The organism is Acidovorax sp. A1169 (assembly GCF_030704685.1).
Lineage (GTDB): Bacteria > Pseudomonadota > Gammaproteobacteria > Burkholderiales > Burkholderiaceae_C > Acidovorax.
Window position 1 is genome coordinate 87,186 of record NZ_JAUZDX010000012.1, and the last position, 15,438, is coordinate 102,623.

A 15,438-nucleotide genomic window follows, 5' to 3' on the forward strand; every position below is an offset into this window, starting at 1 on the left:
TGCCCTCTCTCAGCGCCCCGCCGCGGCCGTGGCCAGCGCGGAGAGAGTATCGTCCAGGCGCGGCAGCTCGGCTGCCTTCATCCCCGCCTGGGCCTGTTGCAGCACCGTGGCTGCCGCCTGCGTACGGCGCGAGGCCGGGTCGAAATACTTGTTGAGCGCCGTGGTGGCTGCGGCCAGGTCGGCGCGCGCCGAGTCGAACTGGCGGGCCAGCACGCCCAGGCGCGCATTGAGCAGCTTGAGCTTCAAGTTCTCGCGCAAAAAGAAGGTCTGCTCTGGGGCGAGCAGGATGGCCTCGGGTTGGTCCACCCGGCTCACGCGCACCAGGCTACGGGCTTCGTCGCGCACCACCTCCCAGCTGCGCTGCAGGGTGGCCCGCCACCATGGCAACTCGGCACCCGGCGCAGAACCCGCCGGGGCGCTCGATGCGGTGGGCGAACCCAGGCGCCGCGTAGCTGCGGCCTGGGCCACGGCGTTGAGCACGGGCAGTTCGTCCACCTGGCGCACCAGGTCATCCAGGCGGGCCAGCAGGCCGGCGGTGTCGGTCACCACGGCGCGAGTCAGGCGATCGAGGTCGCGGTTGATGGCGCGCTGCACGGGGGTCAGGCGCGGCTGTGCGGCGCGCTCGATGCGCTGGTCGGCACTTTTGAGGGCCGCCACCAGCGGGTCCAGGCTACCGGTGAGCTGGGACTGTTGCTGCGCCAGGCGCACGGCCGATTCGATGTCCACCACCAGGTTTTCGTCGCGCGAGCGCGACAGGCTCTGCATCAATTCTTCGAGCTGGCTGCGCTGCAGCGCCACTTCGCTCACGCGCGCCTCGGCCACCGAGAGGCGGGCGGCGGTCTCGCGCACCAGTTCCTCGGCCTGGCGGGCCATGGTGCGTGCCTCGATGGCCAGCGCCCCGGAGTCGGCCGACTGGCGCGCCAACTGCTCCTGGATCACGCTCAGTTTTTGCCACAGCAGCCCACTGCTGGCCACGGCGGCCACGGCCAGCACGCCCACCAGCAGGGTGGGCAGGCTGCTGCCACGAGGGGCGACGGGGGTGGAGGGGGCTGCGGCGGGCAGGTCGTTGGGGGGCGCGGAACTCATGGGGCCGATTCTATCGAGGCCACCACGTCTTCCAGCGCCGGCCGACACTCCCTTACATGGCCAAAGCCCATGGCGCGGGCGGTCTGGGCGATGCGCGGGTGAGTGGCCAGGGCCCGTGCAGCGTTCCAGGACCTTCCGGGCAGGGCCTCGGCCAGGTTTGCCACCGCTTCGGAGCTGCTCAGCAGCCACAGGGACCCGTCCTGGGTGGCCGCCTCTGCCAGCGCGGTCTGCTCGGGGGTGAAGCTGGGCGCGCCGCGCTCGTAGGCCACGGCCCAGTTCACCTGGCCGCCTGCGGCCTGCACCTGGCGCGCCAGCCAGTCGCGGCCCGAACCCTCGGAGGATTCATGCACCCCAGCCGAACGGCCACGCACGATGAGCACGCGGTCCCCGGCCCGGATCTGGGGAGCCACCTGCTGCCACAGTGATTCGGAGTCGAACTGCGCGGCATCGGCGGCGGGGCCGTCGATGGCGGCAGGCAGTACGCCCAGCTGTTCCAGCGCGCGCGCCGTGCCCGGGCCGGGGGCCCATGCGCGGGTGTTGGCCGGCAGGGGCAAGGCCCCGTGCAGGAAATGCAGCACGGCATTGCTGCTCACGAACATCAGCGCACGGTAGCCGGGCGCACGTGCCAGACGTTGGCGCGCATCGGCCATGGCCTGCAGGGCTGCAGGGTCGGTGCAGGGACCGATGGCGATCAGGGGCAATGCCGTGGCGGCCAGGCCGCGCGCGGTGAGTTGTTCCACCCACTGGGCCGCCTCGCGCTCGGGGCGCGTGACGATCACCCGGGGCGCCGCGGTGGCCATGTCAGCCGGCGGCAGTTGCCGGGTCCACGCCCCGTGCACCGCCCGCGCGCAGGCGCTGGGCGATCTCGTCACCCAACGCCTCGGCCTGGGCCAGGGTGGCCACGGGGGCGCTGGCATGGGCGCGCACCAGCGGCGCATGGGCATCTTCGGGGTCGCCCCAGGCCGCATCGAGCTGCAGCGTGCCGTCGGCGCCCAGGGTGCCGTGCGCTGCCAGGGGCATGGAGCAGCTCCCGCCCATGGCGCGGCTCACGGCGCGCTCGGCGGCCACGGTGAGCCAGGTGGCCTGGTGTGCCAGGGGCTCCAATGCGGCGATCAGGTCCTGCCGGTCGCTGCGCACCTCGATGCCCAGGGCACCCTGGCCGGCGGCGGGCAGCATTGTCGCGGGCTCGAAAGCCAGGCGGATGCGTGATTCGAGCCCCAGGCGCTTGAGGCCTGCGGCCGCGAGCACGATGGCGTCGTACTGGCCTTCGTCGAGCTTGCGCAGGCGCGTATCAAGGTTGCCGCGCAGCGGCTCGATGCGCAGGTCGGGCCGCAGCGCCTGCAGCAGCACCTGGCGGCGCAGGCTGGAGGTGCCCACCACCGCGCCCTGGGGCAGTTCGTCGAGCGAGGCGTAGCGGGGGGAGACGAAGGCATCTCGCGGGTCCTCGCGCTCCATCACGCAGGCCAGGGCAAAGCCCTCGGGCAGCTCCATGGGCACGTCTTTGAGCGAATGCACGGCGATGTGGGCGCGGCCTTCTTCGAGCGCAACTTCAAGCTCCTTGACGAACAGGCCCTTGCCGCCTACCTTGGAGAGCGACCGGTCCAGGATCTGGTCGCCCTTGGTGGTCATGCCCAGCAGCTGCACGGTGTGGCCGCGGGCCTGCAGCAGGGCCTGCACATGCTCTGCCTGCCAGAGGGCCAGGCGGCTTTCGCGCGTGGCGATCACGATGGGGTGGGGCAAATGGCGGCTCAAGTTCGTAACCTGTTTGTAATTATTCAGGGGCGGGCGATGCTAGCATGCGCCCGCACTGGTGGTTTTCAGGGTACGCCTGCGGGCCGCCGCACTTCATCCCGGAGACCCTCGCATGAAACGATCCGACAAGGACCAGCCCCTGATTGACGACATCCGCCTGCTCGGCCGCATCCTGGGCGACGTGATCCGGGACCAGGAGGGGGTGGCTGCCTATGAGCTGGTGGAGCAGGTGCGCAAGCTCTCGGTCGCCTTTCGCCGCGACGCGGACCAGGAGGCCGACCGGGCGCTCAAGAAGCTGCTCAAGACCCTCTCGGGCGACCAGACGGTGAGCGTGATCCGCGCCTTCACCTACTTCAGCCACCTGGCCAACCTGGCCGAAGACCGCCACCACATCCGCCGCCGCGCCGTGCACGAGCGCGCAGGCGACACGCAGGAGGGCAGCATCGAAGTCGCCCTGTCGCGCCTGCGCTGGGCCGGCATCGCGCCCAAGACCATCTCGCAGACCCTGGCCGGCAGCTATGTGGCGCCGGTGCTCACGGCCCACCCGACCGAGGTGCAGCGCAAGAGCATTCTCGATGCCGAGCGCGACATCGCCCAGTTGCTGGCCGCGCGCGACGACATCCAGGTGCGCGCCCAGCTGTACAACACCGCCAAGGACGCGCTCACCCCGCGCGAGCTGGCCGCCAACGAAGCCCAACTGCGCGCCCGCGTGGCCCAGCTGTGGCAGACGCGCCTGCTGCGCTACAGCAAGCTCACCGTGGCCGACGAGATCGAGAACGCGCTGTCGTACTACGAAGCCACCTTCCTGCGCGAAATCCCCAAGATCTATGCCGACCTCGAGACCGAGCTCGGCCAGTACCCGGTGCACAGCTTTTTGCGCATGGGCCAGTGGATCGGCGGCGACCGCGATGGCAACCCCAACGTCACCGCGCAGACCCTGCAGTACGCCCTGGGGCGCCAGGCCGAGGTGGCCCTGCGCCACTACCTGACCGAGGTGCACTACCTGGGCGGCGAGCTGTCGCTGTCGGCCCGGCTGGTGCAGGTGTCGGCCGAGATGGAGGCCCTGGCCGCGCGCTCGCCCGACACCAACGAGCACCGCCAGGACGAGCCCTACCGCCGCGCCCTGACCGGCGTGTACGCGCGCCTGGCCGCGTCGCTCAAGGAACTGACGGGCGGCGAGGCGGCGCGCCATGCCGTGGCCCCGCAGAACCCGTACGTGAGCGCCGAGGCCTTCCTGGCCGACCTGCGCGTGATCGAGGCATCGCTCAAGTCGCACCATGGCGAGGCCCTGGCCGCCGAGCGCCTGCACCCGCTGATCCGCGCCGTGCAGGTCTTCGGCTTCCACCTGGCCACGGTGGACCTGCGCCAAAGCTCCGACAAGCACGAAGAGGTGGTGGCCGAACTGCTGGCCACGGCGCGCATCGAGACGGCTTACTCCGCGCTGTCCGAGACCGACAAGCGCGCGCTGCTGCTGCGCCTGCTCAACGACGCGCGCCCGCTGCGCGTGATGGGCGCCAGCTACTCGGACCACGCCCGGGGCGAGCTGGCCATCTTCGAGGCGGCGCTGGCCATGCGCTACCGCTATGGCCACGAGGCCATCCGCCACTACATCATCAGCCACACCGAAACGGTGAGCGACCTGCTCGAAGTGCTGCTGCTGCAAAAGGAAGTGGGCCTGATGCGCGGCACGCTGGATGGCGATGCGCGCAACGACCTCATCGTGGTGCCGCTGTTCGAGACCATCGAAGACCTGCGCAATGCCGCGCCCATCATGCGCGAGTTCTATGCCCTGCCCGGCGTGGCGGGCCTGGTGCACAGGAGCGGTAGCGAGCAGGACATCATGCTCGGCTACTCCGACAGCAACAAGGACGGCGGCATCTTCACCAGCAACTGGGAGCTGTACCGCGCCGAGATCGCGCTGGTGGAGCTGTTCGACGAGCTGGCCACCAACCACGGCATCCAGCTGCGCATGTTCCATGGCCGCGGCGGCACCGTGGGCCGCGGCGGCGGCCCGAGCTACCAGGCCATCCTGGCCCAGCCCCCGGGCACCGTGCGCGGCCAGATCCGCCTGACGGAGCAGGGCGAGGTCATCGCCTCCAAGTACGCCAACCCCGAGATCGGCCGGCGCAACCTCGAGACTCTGGTCGCCGCCACGCTCGAAGCCACGCTGCTGCAGCCCACCAAGCCGGCCACCAAGGCCTTCCTGGAGGCCGCCGCGCAGCTCTCGCTGGCCAGCATGGGCGCCTACCGCGCGCTGGTGTACGAGACCCCGGGCTTCACCGAGTATTTCTTCAACTCCACGCCCATCCGCGAGATCGCCGAACTGAACATCGGCTCGCGCCCCGCATCGCGCAAGGCCAGCCAGAAGATCGAGGACCTGCGCGCCATCCCCTGGGGCTTCAGCTGGGGCCAGTGCCGCCTCACGCTGCCGGGCTGGTTCGGCTTCGGCGCGGCGGTGGACGCCTTCGTGAACGCCGAAGGCAAGGACCCCAAGGCACAGCTGGCGCTGCTGCAGAAGATGTACCGCCAGTGGCCGTTCTTTCGCACCCTGCTGTCCAACATGGACATGGTGCTGGCCAAGAGCGACCTGGCCCTGGCCTCGCGCTACAGTGAACTCGTCACCGATGCGCGCCTGCGCAAGAAGGTCTTCAGTGCCATCGAGACCGAGTGGCACCGCACGGCCGAGGCGCTCACGCGCATCACCGGCGACAAGCAGCGCTTGACGCACAACGCGGCGCTGGCACGCTCCATCAAGCACCGTTTCCCGTACATCGACCCGCTGCACCACCTGCAGGTCGAGCTGGTGCGCCGCTGGCGTGCAGGGCAGGGCGACGAGCGCGTGCAGACCGGTATCCACATCTCCATCAACGGGATCGCGGCGGGGCTGCGCAATACGGGCTGAGGCCCTATCGCACAGGGCCCGATTTTCGGGCCGTGCTTCCTTGACTGTCGTAGCTCTGCGCGCTACAAGCAGAGCCAGGAGGAAATTACATGACAAGAAGGTTTGTGAAGCGTGCGATTGTTGCTTTCAGCTTGATGCTGACCATACCCGCCGCCATGGCGGTGGGTGGTTATCCGCCATCGCTGCTGAAGAAATGGGCTAATGCGGATATGTTTACAGAATCCTCCAAGCTGTTGATGTTTATGGGGTATACGGCTGGGTTCTTGAGCACTGTCGATACTCTGCAATCGATCGGTGCTGTGCCCAAAATGATATGTGCGCCCGCGAATTGGGATGCCATTAAGGCGATCAACGAGCTGGACCCTGCTGGTTTTCCAGAGACTGATCAAGGCGGGACCACCTACATGTTCATGGCATTTGCCAAAAAATATCCCTGCTGAGCAGGCGCTCAGTGTTCGAGGCCTCGAATGGCAGCTTCTTCATGGTGCGGGCGCGGCAGTGGCTCGACGCCATCGGTGCCTGCCGGCCGCTTGGAGCATTGGGTCGTGGTCAGCGGTATTGCCGAGATCACGAACGGGATGTGTACCAACGCGCTGGGGCCTAAAGAATCGACCTACATCCCCCATGGGGCAGGTGCATCGCCTGGCCAACCCGGCAAGGAATTTGTCGAGATCATCGAAGTGCAGTCGGTCGACTACCCGGGCGAGGATGATATCGTGCGCTGCGACGAGATGTACGGGCGCTCCCGTGCTCCTGCCATCGCCCCTGAGACAACCCGGGACGCAAGCCGGCGCCGCGTCCCTCAATCCCCCAGCAGCTCTCCCACCGCTTTCAGATCTTCCACCCGGTCGCAGACCGCCTTGACGGCCATCATGACCGGGATGCCGAGCAGCAGCCCCCACAGTCCCCAGAGCCAGCCCCAGGCGAGCACGCTCACGAACACCGCCACGGGGCTCATGCTGCTGGTGCGGCTGGTGAGCCAGGGGGTGAGCAGGTTGCCGATGAGGGTGTGGATGACAAGCGAGGCCCCGCCGATGGCCAACGCCATGTCGATGGTGCCGAACTGCAGGAAGGCCACCAGCGCCGACGCGCCGGCCGTGAGGGCCGAGCCGATGTAGGGCGCGAGGTTGAGCACGCCGGCCACCACGCCCCACACGGCGGCATTCTCCAGCCCCAACGCCCAGTAGGCGCAGCCCGTGGCCACGCCCACCAGGATGCTGGTGAACACCTGCACCAGCAGGTAGCGCTGGATCTGGCCGGTGATGTCGTCGAGCACCTGCATGGTGATGTTGCGCCGCTCCAGGCTGCTGCCCGCAATGCGCACCAGCTTCTGGCGGAACAGGTTGCCCGAGGCGAGGGCGAAGTAGGTCAGGAACACTACCACCGTGAGCTGGCCCACGGCGGAGACCAGGCCCATGGTGCCGCTCCACAGGTAGTCGCGGATGTTGAAGGGCGGGCGCTCCACCACCACGCGCTGCACGCCGCGCCGGGCGGGGGCTGCGGCGCTGTTCTCGGCGGCAGCCTGTTCGATCTGGGCGGCGGCCTTCTGCATCGTGTCCAGCCTGCTGGGCATGCCGGCCTGGGCCCGCAGGTTGTCGCGCACCTTCTTGGCCGCCACGGGCAGCGAGTCGACAAGTTGCACGGCTTGGTCGCTCAGGGACCAGGCCATGCTGGCCATGCCGCCCACGATGGCAATCAGCAGCAGGGCGGCGCCCAGGGGGCGCGGCAGGTGCCAGCGGCGCAGGATGTTGACGGCAGGGCGCAGCGCCGTGGTCAGCAGCAGGCTGAGCATCAGGGGGATGAACACCGCGCTGGCCCAGTGCAGCAGGGCCACGCCGGCGAACAGGGCCAACAGCGCCAGGGACATGTTGCGCACGTCCACCGGCATCTGCAGCATCAGCGGGCTGAGCGTGGCAGGGGCCGCCGCAGCCGGCGAGGCGGCCAGGGTAGCGGCCTCGGGCGGGCTGGCAACGCGGTCGGGCCCAGTTTCCGGTTCCGGTTGTTGATCGCCGGTGCCGGACGTTGCCTGCGGGCCTCCCGGCGCTGTTCCTTCGCGCGCGTCGGCAGCCTGCGGCTGCTGCGGCAGAGCCGTGGGTGGAGCGTTGGTCTGTGAGGGGGCGGGCACGGCGGTCATGCGGGGATTGTCACGCACTGTGAGCAAATGTTGTGTAGGTGCCGGCGCCAACGCGCTGGCCGCGCAAATGCAACGCAAATGCCTCGTTATTCGCGCGATGGGGGCGCCACCGGGCCGCTAGCATGGCTGCATGCAAGTTGAACCATTGCCTGGCGGTCTGCCGCAAGGCCCATCCCAAGGACGGCTACCCGCCGGGCAGTCCGGCATGGCAGTGACCGCGCGCGGCGATGTCCGTGCCCGACCCGTCGTGCACCGCGTGGTCGTGCCGCTGCTGGCGGTCGCCTCGCTGCTGGTGGCCGGCTGTTCGTCGCTGGACGTACCGCGCGCCGACAACTACCCGGCATCGAATCAGAAGAAGGCGCGTGCCGTGCACCATTGGGACGTGCTGGCCGACGATGTCGCCACGCGCATCACCGGCAAGATCCGCGACTGGCCTGCGGGCGAACATCCCATCTATGTGTCCGCCTCGGGCGACACCAGCTTCAACAACGGCTTTCGCAAGCTGCTGATCACCCGCTTGCTGGACCGGGGCGTGGTGCTCACCAACCAGCCCTCGGCCGTGACCCTGGCGTTCGAAACCCAGCTGGTGCAGCACCCCACCCGTGTTTCCAACAGCCTGCCCATGCCCTGGACCCGGCTGGCCCTGGGCGTGGGTGTGGCGCGCGACTGGGCCCACCGTGCGCCCGGCGCCGGCTCCATCGTGGCCGGGACGATCGCGATCGGGGCGCTGGCCGATGCCGCGCAGTACACCACCGACGGCCCCGCCGCAGGCGGCCCCACGCGCACCGAGGTGCTCATCACCACCTCGCTGGAAAGCGGCGACCGCTACCTGGCCCGCACCTCCGACGTGTACTACATCGAGCAGGACGATGCCGTGCTCTACCAGGTGCAGCAGCCGCCCGCTCCACCGCCGCCGCCACCACCGCCTACCCCGGTGAAGACCTGGCAGGTGGTGAGCCCGCCGGTGATGATGATGGTGGCGCCATGAAGCGGCGCGCCCTGTTGCGCACGGTCGGCGCGCTGCTGCCGGTGCTGGCCCTGCCGGGCTGTGCCTCGTACTATTACGGTGACAAGTCCGGTGGTGGCGGTGGCGGGCTGATGGACCTCATCACCCCCAGCACCATCGAACGCAACCACCGCGCAGCCGACGCATTGCTGCTGCAGGCGCCGCTGGACCCGCAGCATGCGGTGCTGGTGGCCACGCTGGTGAATGTGGACCGGCTCAATGAATCCTCGCGCCTGGGGCGCATCTTTTCCGAGCAGATCGGCTCTCGCCTGGTGCAGCGCGGCCTGCGCGTGACCGAACTCAAGCTGCGCGAGAACGTGGCCATGCAGCGCGGCACCGGCGAGCTGCTGCTTTCGCGCGAGGTGCGCGAGGTCAGCCGCGCGCACGATGCGCAGGCCGTAGTGGTGGGCACCTACGCCGTTTCAACCACCACGCTGTTCATCAGCCTGAAGATCGTGAACCCCGTGGGCAACACCGTGGTGGCCGCGCACGACTATGCGATGCCGGTGGACGAGAACGTGCGCTCGCTCCTGGCGGCGCGGTAGGCCTCGGCCGGTACAGGCGCTTTTCAGCAAAAAGCCCCGCACGGCGAAACCGGCGGGGCTTTGTCATTCTTGTGCAGTCCGGCGTTGCCGGGCTGGGGGATCAATGCAACATCAGGGCGCCAGCGTTCTTGCTCTTGCCGGCACGGGCGGGCGGGTTGCACAGGCCGCAGGTGTAGTGGCGGTTTTCATAGAGTTCGGACACGAACTGGCCCTTGCAGTCAGAGCACTGGGTGCGGGTGAGCATGCCGGCGTCCACGAACTTCACCAGGCGCCAGGCGCGGGTGAAGGACAGCAGGGGCTCGATCTCGGCCGTGATGACCTGCTCGTTGTACAGCCGGTAGGCCTTGGTCAGCAGCTCCACCGAGTCCAGGTCCACGCCCTTGGACAGGTATTCGTAGATGTTCAGGAACAGCGAGCTGTGGATGTTTTCCTGCCAGGTCAGGAACCAGTCGGTCGAGAAGGGCAGTTGGCCCTTGGAAGGCGACTTGCCAGCGATCTCCTTGTACAGGCGGATCAGGCGTTCGTACGACAGCGTGGTTTCGGACTCCAGCACCTGCATGCGAGCCCCCATGCCGATCAGCATCGCAGCGCGCTCGATCTGCTTGGATTCGTTGAGAACGCTCTTGGCTGGGGCTTTGGCGGGAGTGGCGGTCATGGCAGGCTTTCGGAGGTGCGGTGGACGAACGGGGCAGGAGGGCAGTGCTTCAGAGCACTTCCGACACGCGGCTGGCCATCAGGATGTTGGCGTGCAGGGTGTTGGTGGCTTCGTTGCCCACCTTCTTGGCCGTGTGGTTGGTCAGCAAGCTCCACACCAGGTTGTCGTCCACGCGGAAGCTGCAAAGAAGCGTGTTTCTGGAGGCCAGTTTCAGCACTTGTGCGGCCGACAGCGATGCCAGAATATCGGCAGCGTCTTCGTTCATGCCCAGACGGAACACTGCTTCTGCCTTGTCGTGGCGAATCAGGTTCTGCGCCAGCATCAGGTAGGTCAGGTTGGCTTCCCGGATTTCGGCGAGCAGTTGTTCGTTGGTCATGGCAGGGTTCCTTTGTTCCAGTTCCGGGTCCTCGCCTTGCCATGCTGTTTGCATGTTTTGCGTGATCCGTTGAAATGGATTGTGAAACCGGGCCAATCAAAAATTAAGTCGGCGTTGCTCTGTGCCGAGTGTCTCGTTTCGGGATGGTGCGTGTAGGAATTTGCCTTACAAGAGCCCAAGCCCCGGTCCTGCGCAAGAGAGTGTTGCGGCCTGCTGTCGCACAGCGCTCAAACCGTATGCAACCCGCTCAGCCGCGTTCCACCGGACGCGAAGAATCACTCACCCATTCGCTCCAGCTGCCGGCAAAAAGCGATGTTTTTCCGAGTCCGGCGACTTCCATTGCGATCAGGTTGGGCAGCGCGCTCACGCCGCTGCCGCACTGGTGTACCACGCTGGCCGGATCGCGGCCCGCCAGCAGGGCGTCGAACTCGGCGCGCAGCACCGCCGCAGGCTTGAACTTGCCGTCAGGGCCGATGTTCTCGACGAAGGGGCGGTTCAAGGCGCCGGGAATATGGCCGGCCACCGGGTCCAGCGGCTCCACCTCGCCCCGGTAGCGGGGGGCCGCACGTGCATCCACCACCGTCTGCCCGGGTTGCTGCAGGCTGACCAGCACGTCGCTGGCCGTGGCAAGGCGGCGCAGCGGCTCCTTGAGTTCGAAGTTGGACTGGAAGTGCGCGGGATCTTCGCCGCTGGCTACTGCGCCGCCCGCGGCCTGCCAGGCCTGCAGGCCGCCATCGAGCACGGCCACGGCATCGTGCCCGGCCCACTTGAGCATCCACCACAGGCGGCCGCAGTAGTTGGCACCCTGGCGGTCGTACACCACAGCCTGCATGCCATTGGCAAAACCCACGCTCGACAGCCAGATGGCAAAGCGCTCGCGGCTGGGCAGCGGATGGCGGCCGCCCGATGCAGGCATGTCCGCCTCCTGGGCTGTCAACACGGTGCCGGAGGCGCCGGGCACGCCGTGTTTTGCGCTCAGGTTCTCGTTGAGATCGGCGTACACCGCGCCCGGGATATGGGCCTGGTCGTACTGCTGCGCGCCTGCGCTCGATTGCATCAGGTCGAAGCTGCAGTCGAACACCATCAGCGGCGCGCCGCTGGCGATCAGGGTTTGCAGTTCGGTGGCGGAGATCAGGGTGGTGTAGGTCATGGCAGCGGTTGGGGCAATGGCGAAGGGAATGCCCTGCATTGTGTCAATGGTTGGCCCCGAAAGGCGTATCAATGTTCTTCTGCCGGCGCTCCTGGGGCCGCGCGAACGCGCAGCACGGTGGCCGCGATGCCACTGCCCACGATGAGCGCCATGCCGGCCCAGGCGATCGGGGGCAGGTCATCACCGAAAAGCGCCACGCTGTAGATGGCCGCGAAGACGATGCCCGAGTACTGCAGGTTGGCCACCACCAGCGTGCCGCGCTGCGTCTTGGCACTGGCGTAGGCGCGGGTCATGCACAGTTGGCCGCCGGCCGCCAGGATGCCGATGGGCAGCAGCCACAGGGCCTGCCAGCCCGGCCACGCCGAGGTGCCCGTGAACAGCAGGGCCACGCCGCCCGCCACCGCCGAGCCCACCGCGAAATAGAACACCGTGCGCGACTCGGGTTCGCCCAGGCGTGACAGGGCCACTACCTGCATGTAGGCAAACGCGGCCGACAGGCCCGACATCAGCCCGATCATGCCGGCAAAAGCCTGGTTCTGGTCCAGGCTGGGGCGCAACATCATCACCACGCCGACGAATCCGGTGAGAACGGTGACGATCAGCGTGCCCTGCAGCGCCGGGCGCGGCGTGGCGGCCGAGGGGCGCCACGCCAGCAGCGTGCCGCCGACAAGGAAGGCGGCAATCCACACACTGCTCATGTAGTTCAGGGTCATGGCCGTGGCCAGGGGCAGGTGGGCAATGGCATAGAACCAGGCGCCCAGCGACAACACTCCCACCAGGCTGCGCCAGGCATGCATGCCCGGGTAGGCGGTGCCCAAGGTGACCTTCTGCGAGCGCGCCAGCAGCCACAGGATGGCCATGCCGATGAGGCCCCGGTAGCAGACCAGTTCGGCCGAATTGAAATGGGCCGAAGCGATCTTCACGCACACCCCCATGCTCGCAAAGAGGAACGCGGCCAACACCATCCAGAGGGCTTGCATGGGGAAATGGAACTCGAAAGTGAAAATAGCTGCAGTGCTTGAAGGCCAAGCACTGGCAGCTATTGTAATGAGAGCGCTTTGGGCAATTGCCGCTATTCGGCGGCGTTTACCTTGCTGTTCAGGTTTTCAGCGCTGGGGGACTGCCTCACCCATGGCGTTGCGGTACCACTCGTGGAAGTGCTGCATGCCGTCTTCCATGGGGCTCTGGTAAGGGCCCACTTCGTTGTCGCCGCGTGCCAGCAAGGCCTTGCGGCCGGCGTCCATGCGTTCGCCGATCTCGTCGTCCTCGATGCAGGTCTCCATGTAGGCGGCCTTCTGTGCCTCGACGAACTCGCGCTCGAAGGCGGCGATCTCCTCGGGGTAGTAGAACTCCACCATGTTCAGCGTCTTCGTCGGGCTGATGGGGTGCAGCGTGGACACGGTGAGCACATGCGGGTACCACTCCACCATAATGTGCGGGTACAGCGTGAGCCAGATGGCGCCGTGCTTGGGCGGCTTGCCGCCGCGGAAGGCGAGCAGCGCCTCGTGCCAGCGCTCGTACACGGGGCTGCCGGCCTTGCCCAGGCGGTTGGCCACGCCCACGGTCTGCACCGAGTAGTTCTTGCCGAACTCCCAGCGCAGGTCGTCGCAGGTCACGAAGCTGCCCAGGCCCGGGTGGAAGGGCCCTACGTGGTAGTCCTCCAGATAGACCTCGATGAAGGTCTTCCAGTTGTAGTTGCACTCGTGCAGCTCCACGTGGTCGAGCACGTAGCCGCCGAAGTCCAGGTCGGCGCGCGGGCCCATCCGGGCCAGGTCGGCCGCCACGTCGCAGCCGTTGTCCTCGAACAAAAGGCCGTTCCACTCGCGCAGCGGGTAGTTGTTGAGGTTCAGGCAGGGGTCATCGGCAAAGTGCGGCGCACCCAGCAGCTCGCCCTTGGCGTTGTACGTCCAGCGGTGCAGCGGGCACACGATGTTGCCGCCCGCGCTGCCCTTTTGCTGCGTGTGCAGCGAGCCGCGGCCCTTGAGCATGATGGCCTGGCGGTGGCGGCAGACATTGGAGACGAGCTCCACCCCGCCCTGGGCATTGCGCACCAGGGCCCGACCCTCGGCCTCGTGAGGCAGGGTGTAGTAGTCGCCCGCGTTGGGCACGGACAGTTGGTGCCCCACATAGCGGGGCCCGCGCTGGAAGATGGTGTCCAGCTCGCGCTGGAACAGCGCTGGGTCAAAGTAGCTTGAAACTGGTAGTTGGCTTGCGGCCTGCTGCAGTTGAAGACTTAAATCAGACATGGGTGACCTGACCTAAAGACTCCCCACAGGGAGGTGTGCCACGGTTGGCACATCTGGAAAAAAGAAACCGGCGCATAGGCCGGCTGGACGAGAATGGGATTATAGCCAATGGGGTTATTCGGTGCCCCCATTCCCGCACCCCCCCTGCGTGTATTGGTGCGCTGGCAGCGGTGCGCGCGCCGATGGTGTGGGGTCGGCCGGGCGTGCCTGCGTTCAATGCGGTGGCAACGTTTGCCGGCAATGCTCTCCAAACCGGGCCCTGTGCGGCGGCCGCTGGTTCGCTGGGCCTAAAATCAGGGGTTTTTCCATTCGCGGTGCTGCCGCCCCCACCCATGCCCAAGGCCACCGCCACCCCCGTGCCCCCCGCCGAACCCGCCAGCTACGAAGCGGCGCTGGAAGAGCTGGAGCAGCTCGTGGGCCGGATCGAGTCGGGCCAGTTGCCCCTGGACCAGATGCTCGCGGGCTACCAGCGTGGTGCCGCGCTGCTGGCGTTCTGCCGCAAGCGCCTGGATGCCGTGCAGGACCAGATCAAGGTGCTGGACGAAGGCGGCCTGCACGCCTGGACGCCCGAATGAGCGCGGCGCCCGTGGTGAACTCCCCCCTGGACCTGGCTTCCTGGAGCCAGCGGCACCTGGCCCGCGTCGAAGAAGCCCTCTCCCGCTGGGTGGGCGAAGGTGCGCCCGCCGGCTTGGGCGAGGCCATGCGCTATGCGGTGCTCGACGGCGGCAAGCGCCTGCGCCCGCTGCTGGTGCTGGCGGCCGAGGAGGCCGTGTGCAGTGGCGCCGACATCGCGGCGTCGGCCCATGCTGTGTCTGACGGCGCGGCGCTGCGTGCCGCGTGTGCCGTCGAGCTGATCCACGCCTATTCCCTGGTGCACGACGACATGCCGTGCATGGACAACGACGTGCTTCGCCGCGGCAAGCCCACGGTGCACGTGCAGTTCGGCGAGGCCCAGGCCCTGTTGGCCGGCGACGCGCTGCAGGCCTTTGCCTTCGAACTGCTCACCCCCGACGACGGCAGCGTGCCCCCGGCGATGCAGGCCACCCTGTGCCGGCTGCTGGCGCGTGCGGCCGGTTCGGCCGGCATGGCCGGCGGCCAGGCCATCGACCTGGCCAGTGTGGGCGTGGCCCTCACCGAGGACCAGTTGCGCCACATGCACCGCCTGAAGACCGGCGCGTTGCTGCAGGGCAGCGTGATGATGGGCGTGGCCTGCGGCCCGGCGGATGCGCAGGCGCAAGAGGCCCTGTCCGACTACGGCGCCGTCATGGGCCTGGCCTTCCAGGTGGTGGACGACATCCTCGACGTGGTGGCAGACTCCGCCACGCTGGGCAAGACCGCCGGCAAGGATGCCGCGAGCGACAAGCCCACCTACGTCTCGCTGCTCGGCCTGGCGCCCGCCCAGGCCTATGCTCGCGAGCTGCAGGTGCAGGCCCATGCCGCCCTGGCGCGCAGCGGCCTGGCCGACACCCGCGCGCTGGCGGCCCTGGCGGACATGGTGGTTGACCGCACCCACTGAATGGCACCCCCTGAGTCGCTTCGCGCCTTCCCCCTCTCTCGTCTCGCTGGGCGAGTCGGGAGGGGGACGC

At 67.9% G+C, this 15,438-nt stretch carries 15 protein-coding genes and 1 pseudogene; 7 read left to right on the forward strand and 9 right to left on the reverse strand.

What is annotated here, in order from left to right:
* Positions 1-9 precede the first annotated feature (9 nt).
* The 3 genes from QYL93_RS19450 to hemC are packed head-to-tail and all read right to left on the reverse strand — an operon-like array spanning position 10 to position 2,838.
* Complete coding sequence (locus tag QYL93_RS19450) at positions 10-1,086, reverse strand: uroporphyrinogen-III C-methyltransferase (RefSeq protein WP_305745189.1); 1,077 nt, start codon at positions 1,084-1,086, stop codon at positions 10-12.
* Positions 1,083-1,886: a uroporphyrinogen-III synthase gene (locus QYL93_RS19455; RefSeq protein WP_305745190.1), complete on the reverse strand. Its 804-nt coding sequence runs from the start codon at positions 1,884-1,886 to the stop codon at positions 1,083-1,085. Before QYL93_RS19455 ends, QYL93_RS19450 begins: the two co-directional genes overlap by 4 nt.
* 1 nt (position 1,887) lies before the next feature.
* On the reverse strand, positions 1,888-2,838 hold the full coding sequence (gene hemC, locus QYL93_RS19460) for a hydroxymethylbilane synthase (protein ID WP_305745191.1): 951 nt from the start codon (positions 2,836-2,838) through the stop codon (positions 1,888-1,890).
* A gap of 112 nt (positions 2,839-2,950) precedes the next feature.
* Between hemC and ppc the strand changes: the two genes are divergently transcribed.
* The 3 genes and pseudogenes from ppc to QYL93_RS19475 form a co-directional block, all read left to right on the forward strand.
* Entirely contained in the window at positions 2,951-5,740 is a 2,790-nt protein-coding gene (gene ppc, locus QYL93_RS19465) for a phosphoenolpyruvate carboxylase (RefSeq protein WP_370877005.1), read from the forward strand.
* 89 nt (positions 5,741-5,829) lie between these two features.
* Complete coding sequence (locus QYL93_RS19470; protein WP_305745192.1) at positions 5,830-6,180, forward strand: hypothetical protein; 351 nt, start codon at positions 5,830-5,832, stop codon at positions 6,178-6,180.
* 27 nt (positions 6,181-6,207) lie between these two features.
* A pseudogene (locus QYL93_RS19475) lies at positions 6,208-6,456 on the forward strand (hypothetical protein); the annotation flags it as partial.
* Between the two features lie 86 nt (positions 6,457-6,542).
* Here the strand turns inward: QYL93_RS19475 and QYL93_RS19480 are convergent.
* Positions 6,543-7,874 (reverse strand): AI-2E family transporter, encoded by a 1,332-nt coding sequence (locus QYL93_RS19480; RefSeq protein ID WP_305745193.1) that lies wholly within the window; start codon positions 7,872-7,874, stop codon positions 6,543-6,545.
* Positions 7,875-8,079: 205 nt separating this feature from the next.
* Between QYL93_RS19480 and QYL93_RS19485 the strand changes: the two genes are divergently transcribed.
* The gene (locus QYL93_RS19485) at positions 8,080-8,862 is read left to right on the forward strand and encodes a hypothetical protein (protein ID WP_305745194.1); all 783 of its coding nucleotides are present in this window, start codon (positions 8,080-8,082) and stop codon (positions 8,860-8,862) included.
* A complete protein-coding gene (locus QYL93_RS19490) occupies positions 8,859-9,425 on the forward strand; it encodes a FlgO family outer membrane protein (protein ID WP_305745195.1) in 567 nt (188 codons plus the stop codon). The genes QYL93_RS19485 and QYL93_RS19490 overlap by 4 nt, the downstream gene beginning before the upstream one ends.
* Positions 9,426-9,525: 100 nt before the next feature.
* Here QYL93_RS19490 and flhC read toward each other — a convergent pair whose 3' ends face one another.
* From flhC to QYL93_RS19515, 5 genes are all read right to left on the reverse strand, one after another.
* Complete coding sequence (flhC, locus tag QYL93_RS19495; RefSeq protein ID WP_305745196.1) at positions 9,526-10,080, reverse strand: flagellar transcriptional regulator FlhC; 555 nt, start codon at positions 10,078-10,080, stop codon at positions 9,526-9,528.
* 49 nt (positions 10,081-10,129) lie between these two features.
* Complete coding sequence (gene flhD / locus QYL93_RS19500; RefSeq protein WP_007853391.1) at positions 10,130-10,456, reverse strand: flagellar transcriptional regulator FlhD; 327 nt, start codon at positions 10,454-10,456, stop codon at positions 10,130-10,132.
* Positions 10,457-10,703: 247 nt separating this feature from the next.
* Positions 10,704-11,606, reverse strand: a complete 903-nt coding sequence (locus tag QYL93_RS19505; protein WP_305745197.1) for a sulfurtransferase — start codon at positions 11,604-11,606, stop codon at positions 10,704-10,706.
* 68 nt (positions 11,607-11,674) lie between these two features.
* Positions 11,675-12,586 carry a DMT family transporter gene (locus tag QYL93_RS19510; RefSeq protein ID WP_305745198.1) on the reverse strand — a complete coding sequence of 304 codons (912 nt, stop codon included), beginning with the start codon at positions 12,584-12,586 and terminating at the stop codon, positions 11,675-11,677.
* A gap of 126 nt (positions 12,587-12,712) precedes the next feature.
* Positions 12,713-13,852, reverse strand: coding sequence for an aromatic ring-hydroxylating dioxygenase subunit alpha (locus QYL93_RS19515; protein ID WP_305745199.1), 1,140 nt, complete (start codon positions 13,850-13,852; stop codon positions 12,713-12,715).
* 332 nt (positions 13,853-14,184) lie between these two features.
* Here QYL93_RS19515 and xseB point away from each other — a divergent pair, with 332 nt between their 5' ends.
* Together xseB and QYL93_RS19525 are read left to right on the forward strand one after the other, a co-directional pair.
* Positions 14,185-14,427, forward strand: a complete 243-nt coding sequence (gene xseB / locus QYL93_RS19520; RefSeq protein ID WP_057264615.1) for an exodeoxyribonuclease VII small subunit — start codon at positions 14,185-14,187, stop codon at positions 14,425-14,427.
* The gene (locus QYL93_RS19525; RefSeq protein ID WP_305745200.1) at positions 14,424-15,368 is read left to right on the forward strand and encodes a polyprenyl synthetase family protein; all 945 of its coding nucleotides are present in this window, start codon (positions 14,424-14,426) and stop codon (positions 15,366-15,368) included. The genes xseB and QYL93_RS19525 overlap by 4 nt, the downstream gene beginning before the upstream one ends.
* Positions 15,369-15,438 lie beyond the last annotated feature (70 nt).